The organism is Occallatibacter sp., assembly GCF_036502485.1.
GTDB lineage: Bacteria > Acidobacteriota > Terriglobia > Terriglobales > Acidobacteriaceae > Telmatobacter.
On the sequence record NZ_DASXYM010000147.1, the window covers coordinates 1 to 9,987 of the forward strand.

General features: G+C 62.3%; 9 protein-coding genes. 2 read left to right on the plus strand and 7 right to left on the minus strand.

Annotated features, from left to right (window positions below):
• On the minus strand, window positions 1-647 hold a 647-nt coding region (locus tag VGL22_RS18565; protein WP_465268443.1), incomplete at its 3' end, for a DUF2306 domain-containing protein.
• A gap of 255 nt (window positions 648-902) precedes the next feature.
• On the opposite strand from VGL22_RS18565, the gene rpsO reads away from it, so the two are divergent.
• The gene (gene rpsO, locus VGL22_RS18570; RefSeq protein WP_465268444.1) at window positions 903-1,169 is read left to right on the plus strand and encodes a 30S ribosomal protein S15; all 267 of its coding nucleotides are present in this window, start codon (window positions 903-905) and stop codon (window positions 1,167-1,169) included.
• 297 nt (window positions 1,170-1,466) lie between these two features.
• Window positions 1,467-3,962 (plus strand): polyribonucleotide nucleotidyltransferase, encoded by a 2,496-nt coding sequence (pnp, locus tag VGL22_RS18575; RefSeq protein WP_465268445.1) that lies wholly within the window; start codon window positions 1,467-1,469, stop codon window positions 3,960-3,962.
• A 72-nt stretch (window positions 3,963-4,034) separates the two neighbouring features.
• On the opposite strand, the gene VGL22_RS18580 is transcribed toward pnp, so the two are convergent.
• The 6 genes from VGL22_RS18580 to VGL22_RS18605 all read right to left on the minus strand — a co-directional run.
• On the minus strand, window positions 4,035-4,979 hold the full coding sequence (locus tag VGL22_RS18580) for a phosphatase PAP2 family protein (protein WP_465268446.1): 945 nt from the start codon (window positions 4,977-4,979) through the stop codon (window positions 4,035-4,037).
• A 99-nt stretch (window positions 4,980-5,078) separates the two neighbouring features.
• Complete coding sequence (locus tag VGL22_RS18585; RefSeq protein ID WP_465268447.1) at window positions 5,079-5,810, minus strand: SDR family oxidoreductase; 732 nt, start codon at window positions 5,808-5,810, stop codon at window positions 5,079-5,081.
• A gap of 126 nt (window positions 5,811-5,936) precedes the next feature.
• Complete coding sequence (locus VGL22_RS18590; RefSeq protein WP_465268448.1) at window positions 5,937-7,223, minus strand: carboxypeptidase-like regulatory domain-containing protein; 1,287 nt, start codon at window positions 7,221-7,223, stop codon at window positions 5,937-5,939.
• Between the two features lie 104 nt (window positions 7,224-7,327).
• Window positions 7,328-7,606, minus strand: coding sequence for a hypothetical protein (locus VGL22_RS18595; protein WP_465268449.1), 279 nt, complete (start codon window positions 7,604-7,606; stop codon window positions 7,328-7,330).
• Window positions 7,607-7,608: 2 nt separating this feature from the next.
• Window positions 7,609-8,163 (minus strand): cytochrome c-type biogenesis protein CcmH, encoded by a 555-nt coding sequence (locus tag VGL22_RS18600; protein ID WP_465268450.1) that lies wholly within the window; start codon window positions 8,161-8,163, stop codon window positions 7,609-7,611.
• Window positions 8,163-9,987: heme lyase CcmF/NrfE family subunit (locus tag VGL22_RS18605; protein WP_465268451.1), on the minus strand; the 1,825-nt coding region annotated here is incomplete at its 5' end. The genes VGL22_RS18600 and VGL22_RS18605, both read right to left, overlap by 1 nt.

The window sequence follows — 9,987 nt, forward strand, 5'->3', positions numbered from 1 at the left end:
CGGCGGCGAAGATAGGCCTCGACCAGCACCACATTAATCGAAAACCCAATCCAGAAAGCCACCCCGAAGAACTGGCTCGGCTGCCAGTGCGTCAGGCGGCTGGTGGCGAAGAATACCCCCATCACCGGCCGCGTCGTGGCAATGCCCAGCAGCGTCGCGACGCTTCGCAACAGCCAGCGGCGTTTCCGTTCCTCACTGCCAGGTTTGCTTGATCGCCACGCCCGCACCAGGCAGAACAGATACCAGGTGTTGAACAGCAGCACGGCCGACTGTTCCACCCACCCGCCAACGGCAAACACGCTCATCGCATAAGCGGTGAGTCCCACCACCACCCCCAGCGGAAACATCAGCTTTTCCAGGCTGCGCGCGCGTCTCCCCCTGCCGAACACCGCCATGGGGGCAATCACAACAAAGCAGAGTGCTGGAATGATATGTGCGAGGGTGAGGCCGGCATGGGATGCAAACGCCGCGTCCAGATTCCCCAGCGGCGCCGGGCGAGACTGCGCAGCCGGAGCAACTCCCAGCGCCACCAGGCGGCGAATTACCACCAGCACCGCAACGGCCGTACAGAACCAGAACCCCGCGCGCAGCACGCTCCAGAACACCGGACGCGCCGCTGTGGGGACAGGGACAGACTGAGTTTTCATGCCGACCTCCGCCGTGGGTAGCGGCTCAATCGAGCCTTACGTGCCCGCCCGGGCTACGGTTTCATTCCGCCGTACCGGCCAACCCTGGTTTGCACCAGAGGCGCGACATCGCCCGGCCATCTTCATGCTCCCAAAGTCATGCGTTTCCATGCGCCTGCCCGGAGCCTCCCAAGGTTTCGCTCCGCCTGCCATTCGTGATAATCTGAACCAGTCACTTGAGAGTGGACTAAGAGAGCAAGAGGAGTAACATACGCCGTGCTGGCGACTGCAAAGAAAACTGACCTGATTCAACGCTTCCGCACCCATGATTCCGATACTGGCTCACCTGAAGTCCAGATTGCGATTCTGAGTGAGCGGATTGGCGAGCTGACCGAGCACTTCAAGACGCACAAGAAGGACCATGCTTCCCGTCGTGGCCTGCTGATGCTGGTGAGCAAGCGCCGCCGTCTTCTGGATTACCTCAAGACGCACGACACAGACCGCTACCGCGATGTGATCGGCAAACTGGGAATTCGCAAGTAAAAGGAACAATCCAGATCCCGATCTTGACGCGGAAGAGCCCACACCGCAAGTTGGTCGTGGCCCCTCCCATATTGGCCTGGGGCCATTCCGTACCTGGCGAGATTCTTTCCATGCCAGGGCCTGCGCAGAGCTGTCGCTCCCGCGCAACCCTCCCTCCCGCCATTCCGCAGACCTCTCAGCGCTCGCTGGCCGCACCCGCGGCCCGGGCGCTCGTCTGCCTTGTGGCTTCGCGGCCCCGCGTCTCCGCGGCCGAGCCGCTCCCAAGTTTCCCAAGCGAACAAACGAAAAGAGGACACTATGTCTAAGCATGAAGTAGCTGTAGATCTGGCTGGCGGCAAGCGCCTGGTCATTGAGACCGGACGGATGGCCAAGCAGGCTTCTGGCGCGGCGCTGGTCACGGCCGGCGAAACGGTGGTTCTGGCCACGGCCGTAGCATCGCCCGATCCGCGGGAAGGCATCGACTTTTTCCCGCTCACGGTGGACTACCGCGAATACACGTATGCGGGCGGACGCATCCCCGGTGGCTTCATCAAACGCGAAGGCCGCCCCTCCGAAAAAGAGATCCTCACCGCCCGCCAGATTGACCGCCCCATTCGCCCTCTCTTCCCCGATGGCTTCCGCAACGAAACTCAAGTCATCGCCCTCGTCTTTTCCGCCGACAAGGAAAACGATCCTGACGTGGTGGCGATCAACGCCGCCGCGACGGCCCTGGCTCTCTCCGACATTCCCTTCAGCGCCACAGTGGGCGCGGTGCGCGTGGGCCGCGTGAACGGCGAATTCGTGGTGAATCCCACCTATGCGGAGCGGCAGTCGAGCTCGCTGAACATCATGGTTGTGGGTCACAAGGACGGCATTGTGATGATCGAAGCCGGCGCCAAGGAAGAAGCCGAAGAGGTCGTCATCGCCGCGATTGAGTTCGGGCATGAAGAGATCAAGAAGATTGTGGCCGCGATCGATGAGCTGGCCTCCAAGGCAGGCAAAACCAAGCGGAGCTTCACGGCGCCGGTGCACGACGAAGCCTACTACAACGATATGAAGGCGAAGGTCGGCGATCGCCTGAGCGACGCTCTCGACACCAAGGCACATGCCAAAACGGAGAGCTATGCGCTGGTGAAGAAGATCAAGGACGAACTGGCGGCCGAGATTCCTGCCGATGACACGACGGGCGCCAAAAAGAAGCTGGGTACCTATTACGAGTTGATGCGCGAGCGCACCTTCCGCGAGCAGGTTACCAAAGACAAGGTCCGCCCCGATCGCCGCGCGTTCGATGAGATCCGCGCCATCAGCATTGAGACCGGTGTACTGCCGCGTACGCACGGCTCGGCGCTGTTTACCCGTGGCGAGACCCAGGCGCTGGTGACGGCGACGCTGGGCACGCCGGACGAGTCGCAGCGCATGGAGAGCTACGAAGGAGAGATGCGGAAGGGGTTCATGCTCCACTACAACTTCCCGCCCTTCAGCGTGGGCGAGACGGGGCGCATGACCGGTGTTGGCCGCCGCGAAGTCGGCCACGGCGCACTGGCGGAGCGAGCCATTTCTGCGGTGCTGCCGGATGAATCGCAGTACGCGATCCGTATTGTGTCGGACATCCTGGAGTCGAACGGATCGTCTTCGATGGCGTCGGTTTGCGGCGCTTCGCTGGCACTGTTCGACGCGGGCGTACAGCTCAAGGGCGCGGTGGCCGGCGTAGCCATGGGCCTGGTGAAGGAAGGCGATGACTATGCCATCCTGAGCGACATTGCCGGCGCCGAGGACCACTACGGCGACATGGACTTCAAGGTAGCCGGTACCCGCAAGGGCATCACCGCGCTACAGATGGACATCAAGATTGGCGGCCTGACGCGGCAAATCCTGGTGGAAGCCATGGACCAGGCACGCCGCGGCCGGTTCTTCCTGCTGGACAAGATGGACGCGGAGCTCACGGGCGCGCGGACGGAGCGCTCCAAGTACGCTCCGCGCATCGAGATCGTCATGATTCCGACGGACAAGATCCGCGACCTGATCGGCAAGGGCGGCGCCACCATCCGCGGCATCGTCGAACAGACCGGCGCCAAGATCGATGTCGACGACACCGGCAAGGTCTCGGTTGCATCGAGCGATGCCGAGGGTCTGCAGAAGGCTCTGGCCATGATCAGCGACATTACCGCCGTGCCAGAGATTGGCAAGGTCTATCTCGGTAAGGTCGTTCGCCTGGCCGAATTCGGCGCCTTTGTGGAGCTGTTCCCCGGAACGGACGGTCTGCTGCACATTTCGGAGATTGCCGAGCATCGCGTCAAGGAAGTGAAAGACGAGCTGCGCGAAGGGGATCAGGTGATGGTGAAGGTCCTTGCGATCGAGGGCAACCGCATCAAGCTCAGCCGCAAGGCCCTGATCCGGGAGCAGAAGGCCAAGCTCGCCGCGCAGAATGGCGGCGATGCGGCTCCGGTTGCCGAAGGGGAAGAGCCTCAGGCCGAGCAGCCCCAGCGCCAGGAAAGGCAGGAGCGCCGCGAGCGGCCTGACCGGCAGGAACATCCGGAGCAGCCTCGCCACGAGTTCGACGAGAAGCAGCCCACCTCCAATCAGAGCACGATTCTGATCGAGGGTGGAGATGACTTTGACGGCGAAGAGGGCGAGGAGTTCGACGAAGAGAACGAGCCGAACTTCAACCGCGCCGATGGCACCGCGGCACAACCTGGAACCCCGGCAACGCCCGGGCGCCCCACCGCAGGTGGCGCTGCCAACGACAACCGCCGGCGTCGGCGCCGGCGCGGCGGTCGTCCCGGCCAAGGCGGCGGCGGCGGACGTCAGGGCTGATCGCCGCATTCAACCAAAAGCATGAGGCCCGGAGCACACGCTCCGGGCCTTCTCTTTTATAGGAGCATTCCTCTACGCCAACTCCTCGCGCGGAGCGGTCGCCTTGAGCATGCGGCCCGCAATGGCATTGCAAGCCACTGCAAGCGCCAGACCTGCCAGCACATCTACTCCGTAATGCCAGCCGGTGCTGACGGTGGAAACGCAGATCAGCACGCAGAGAGTCCAGGTAAACCAGCGCACTCTTTGAATGCAGTTGAGGGCGTAAGCGGCGCTGACAGCCATGACGGTGTGGAACGAGGGAAACGAGACAATGGCTACGCTTTTCATGTCGATCACCGGGAGCGCGGAACGCAGCTGCGTCAGGTATACCCCCACGGCTGCCTGATCGCGAGCCGGGGCGAAGCATTCCACAGTCCACGGTCCAATTGCAGGCCAGCGGTAAAACAGCGCCGCCGTGGCAAGTACGGCGAAAATTATGCTCAGGATGAAGCGGTAGGAGGCCTCGGCTCGCCCCAGAATGGCCGGGATGGTGGCGGCGCCAATCACCATGAACCCTGTAGTTCCATAAGCAATTGCGAGAAGCAGCCGCAGCGGGCGCCAGGCGGCGACCTGTTGTACGAAGCTGGCGGTGCGGAAGTGCAGGGCCGCATCCAGGTTTGCCAATTGCTGATCCGCCAAAGGGTAAGGACTGCGCCCTGCTATGTGGATCAGCACCCCCATCACGTAGAACGTCAGGCAGGAAATCAGTACCAGCTGAGCGGTCTCAATCAGCTTCGGCAGAGGACGCCAGCGGACATAGAGCACGCACGCGCTCATCATGGTCAGTCCCGGCCACGCATCGAGCAGCTGCCGTTCTACGCCATGCAGGTGAACTGCGTGCGCCAGGACGAACTCCGCGGGAAGGAGAATCCCGAACAGAATTCCCAGGGATGCGTAAAATCGCGTCGCGATCTTGCTGCTGTCCGGGGCGCCACGGAGCTTCCGCGTTGCCGGCATTATCAGAACATTGGAGGACATGGCATCCGAAGGCTACCAGAGATCCTGCGCCGAGGGGATGCCGCGTTCGGGGGATGAGCTTTGGTGCCAGATCAGGCGGACCCTGGTACCTGTTTTGAATTACGGCTTGTGGGTGGGCCGCAGCAGAACTTCGCTGATGAAAGATTGCGCCGACTGCGTCACGAGCGTCGCCACGACGGAGGCGATGTCCTCGGGCTGCAGTTTCTTGTTGGGATCCTTACCGGACGCTGCGCCCCGGCCGGCGTGATCGCCGAAATCCGTGTTGATCGATCCGGGAGCCACGGCGCTGACGCGTATGTTGTATTCGCGGAGTTCTTCGGCCACTGAATAGGTTAGCCCGTTTAGCCCCCACTTCGAGGCCGCATACGCCGCGCCCTTCGGAAGCGGATTCTTTCCCGCCAGCGACGAGATGTTGATGATGTACCCCGAGCGTGCGGCGATCATGAGTGGCGCGAGGGCGCGGATCATCAGAAATGGACCGCGGAGATTCGTGTTGAGGACGAGGTCCCATTCGTCGGCTGTGACCTCGTGAAGGGGCTTCCCATTCAGGCCGACACCGGCGTTGTTTACCAGAATGTCGCAGCGCTTGTGCGTCTCGGCGATGCTCCGTCCCAGCTGGGCAACGGCAGCGGCGTCCGTCAAATCACATGCCAAGACCGATGCGGACCCGCCGTCCTTCGCGATCTCATCGCGAATCTGGTTGAGTTGATCCACATTGCGGGCGATCAGCACCACGTGCGCGCCCATTCCAGCTAACTTCTTCGCAACAGCCGCGCCTACCCCGCGTGCAGCTCCGGTGACAACAGCCACTTGCGATTCCAGTGCACTCATTCTGTATTTCTCCGATGCGGCAAACGGCTCGCGCGCATGCATCCATTGTCCTACTTGACGCTGGCCTCATGCGCAAAGCGAAACGCCCGCCGTGATGGCGGGCGCTTGTCGCGGCAAATGTTCGGATTAGCTGGACTTTTTCAATGCGCGCTTGAGCACCGTTTCCAGCGCACCTTTCTGTTCGGCGTACTCGGCGGCGCTCAGGGTGCCGCAGAGCTTGTCGCTTTCGAGCGAGAACAGCTCCTCTTTTAGTGCAGCCAGCAGCGCGCCGTTTTTTGCGGCAGGCGTACCACCATGCATGGGGTAAGCCGGTGCAGCAGGCGGGTAGGGCGAAGCAGGTGCCATGCCGGCCACAGCACCGGCAGGTCCTGCCGCAGGCCGGCGCAGCAGGAACGCCGCGGCCCCGGCGAGAACGAGTGCCAGTCCGCCGAGGATCCACCACTTGTACTTGGTCAGGGGATCAGGCTGGTTGATGGGCTCGCCAATGCCACCGCCGGGTCCGCCGGCGGGTTGCTGCCCCGCCTGCGCAGCCTCCTGGCCGGCGCCTGCCTGTTGCTGTTCACGCGGCATGGAGCCGGTGCCCGACACGTTGAATTCGAATGATCCGCCGGGCTGCGGGTTCTTGAGGAGAAACGTCTGGATCGAGGGATCCTGCGGAATGGATTGATAGCTTGCGCCCGAGCCCGCTGCGAACGTCATGCTCTTCGGCATCTGCACCGCAAGGTTACTGGTGGGCATCAGTACGGTGGGCTTGAAGGTGAACTTTCCCGTGTAGGGAAGGTGATAGTGGACCTGGAACACCGTCATCTTCTCCGGGCCTTGGTCCGGCTCGATCGGAGTACTGAAGGCGAAGTGTCCGCTGGAGCCGAGCGGTTTGGGCTGGGCCATGGTTGGCAGGCCGCTGGGGCGGGTGGTCTCGGCCATATCGATCACGGCACCCTGCGGCAGAGAGAACACGAACGTGTTGTCGCCGGACTTGGTCACTTTGGGCGAGCTGTTGTTGTGCACCACCCACTGCTCGGTCACGTCAAGCTGCGAGGCATTGGGGGCTTCGAGGTCGAGAATTTGATCTTCGACAGCTATGCTCGCGCTGGGGGAGGAGTCATAAACGCCGATGTCGCCGGGACCTGATCCTTGCGGGGCTGCGATGAAATAGCCGGCGCCCTGGTGGGTGGCGCGAATCAGGTAAGGCCCGCTGCCTGGCTCGTTCAGCGAGTATTTGCCGGCGGAGTCCGTCGTGGCCTTGGCGACCGCACTCATGCCCGCCTGCACGTCGACGAGCTCGACCAGGTCGCCCGCAGACGCCTTGCCGGTGGTCTTGTTGGTGACGGTACCCGTGACGTTGGCAGCGTATGCCGTGGCGCCGAGGAGGAGAGAGCTGAGGAGGGCAGTGGCGAAATGATTCGTTCTCATGATGATGGTGTGGGTCCTGATTTCGTGGTGCCGAGCGCGCGGGGGGTCAAACATGTCCTTCGCTGCGCTCGGGATGACAAAGAGGCGGCCGGGCCGCCCGCAGACTAGGCATGCTGCAGGTGATCTATCTCCGCCAGCAATGTCGCGGTCTCGTTCTCAAGCTGGGTGCGCTGGGCCAGGTAGTCCTCTTCAGGATATTTGCCGGCGCGGAACTCGAAGTTGAGGTCGCGAAGGTTCTCGTAAAGCTGGTCCTTGCGCTCGAACAGGTAGTCGAGGCGGGTTTTGTCTGTCTGGCTGGCGAAGCTGTTCTCCGGCCAGAATGTGTAAACAATAAGAGCGAGGGCGAGGATACAGCCCAGTAACAGGCCCATGCTTTCAGTCATGGCTAGAAGCCTCCATCGGCGCCGGTTTCGCGGCGGATCTGCTCATGGATTGCGGTCATTTCAGGGGTGATGGCGTCAGCTCCGGCATTCGCTGCAAGCGGACCTTTGATTCCGCTCCAGTGGCGGACCAGCAGGATAGTTCCGGCCAGGGCGGCAAGGAACACAGCGAAAGGTGCGATCCACGCCACCAGGTTAAAGCCATGCGTCGAAGGCGCGGCCAGAACAGTCACGCCGTACTTCGACGAGAACCAATTCAGAACCTGCTGGTCATTCATTCCGCCCGGAGGGGAGCCGCTGCTGTCGGTCCCGCTGTCCGGTCCGCCGGTGCCTTGTACGGCGGCCATTAGCTCGCCGCGCATCTTGTCTGATGACTGACATCCCACGTGATTGCATTCGCCGAGCAGTTGCGCGCAGCCGCAGGTGCACATGAGCCGGTGACCCAGATCGGTGAAGCGGGATCCTGCGTCGCTGGCCCCCATGGAGATGCATACTGCAATAGCCAGTAACAGCGCCTGCGCGCCTTTGATCCAGAAGTTGAAACTGCGAACCCGTTGCATTACCGCCCCCCCTGCGCTGATCCGGCCACGGCTGCGGCCTCGGCAGAGACGACGCGTGCCGGAACCCTCAGGCTCGCAGTCGCCGGTGTGATGGGAGGAACGATAGCGAAGAGTGTGCCGAAGACCAGCAGAGCGAAGCCGCCCCAGATCCATCCGACCAGCGGATTCAAGAAGGCCTTGATGATGGGCTGGCCGGTGCCCGGATTCACGCCCTCATAGACGACGTACAGGTCCCAGAACGGGTTGGAGTGAATCGCCACCATCGTCTGCGGCTGCTGGCTGGCGTGGTACACGCGCTTTTCGGGGCTCATCTGGAATGCGCTTTTGCCGCCCTTCGAGACGTCGAGCATGGCGAACTCGGAGTCGTAATTCAGATTGGAATCCTGGCTGAAGCCCAGGCATTCGAGCACGTAGGGGCCGATCGCCATCTTTTCGTGCAGGCCCATTTCCTTTTCTACGTTGCGATTGAAGGCAGCGCCGCACAGGCCCACGATGATGATCACCAGGCCGATGTGGACCAGGTATCCGCCGTAGCGGCGTGTGTTGCGCCGGCAAAGCAGATAAGTGGACGCTATGAGGTTTTTGCCCGTCTGCTTTGCAATCACTTGCGCCCCGCGATAGAACTCGCCCACGATCGCGACAAATACGGCTGCACAAAGGGCGAATCCGACCAGGGCGTAGAACTTGCCCTGCTCAAATCCGGTGTCGCCCCACGGCCGCGCGCCGGCAATGAGGCACACGATCACGGTGGCCCAGAGGGCGATCGACGGGCCAATGAAATTGCGCTTGATGGCTTTCATCGAGGCGGCGCGCCACGGCAGCAGCGGGCCCACGCCGGTGAGGAACAGCAGGAACAGTCCGATGGGCACGGCGACAGCGTTATAGAACGGAGCGCCCACAGTAACCTTGGTGCCCTGCACGTATTCGCTCAGGATGGGGAACAGCGTTCCCCACAGGATCACGAAGCAGGCAACCAGCAGCACCAGGTTGTTGAACAGGAAGCTCGACTCGCGACTGACGAGTGACTCCAGGTGATGGTCTGTTTTGAGATGGCCGCGCTGCAGAATGTAAGTGAAGACGCAGGTTGCCAGCACGATCACCATGAACACGTAGAACCAGGTACCGATGGAAGATTGCGCGAAGGCGTGTACGGAGCTGACCAGGCCGGCCCGTGTGAGGAGCGTGCCCAGCAGGGTGAGCATGAAGGTGGAGAAGATGAGCCAGACGTTCCAGCTCTTCATCATGCCGCGCTTCTCCTGCATCATGACGGAGTGAAGGAAGGCGGTGCCGGTGAGCCACGGCATCAGGGAGGCGTTTTCGACCGGGTCCCAACCCCAGTAGCCGCCCCAGCCCAGAACAGCGTAGGCCCAGTGCATGCCGAGGAAGATGCCGCAGGTGAGGAACAGCCACGTCACCATGGTCCAGACGCGGGTGGTCTTGATCCACTTCTCGCCCGGGTAGCGCATCATCAGCGCGCCCAGCCCAAAGCAGAACGGCACCGCGAAGCCCACGTAGCCCAGGTACAGCATGGGGGGGTGGATCACCATCTCGGGATACTGGAGCAGGGGATTGAGGCCGTTGCCGTCCTCCGGAATGGCGCCGCGGAAGAGGGCGAAGGGTGGCGCGGCGAAATTGAGAATGAGCAGGAAAAACACCTGGATCGAGGCCAGGATGGTGCCCGCATAGGCATACAGCTTAACGTCGGTCTTGTGCGTGAGGCGCAGCACGAAACCGTAGGTTGCCAGCAGCCACGCCCACAGCAGCAGGGAGCCTTCCTGCCCGCTCCATAGAGCGGAGAACTTGTAGGCGCCGGGAAGAGCCCGG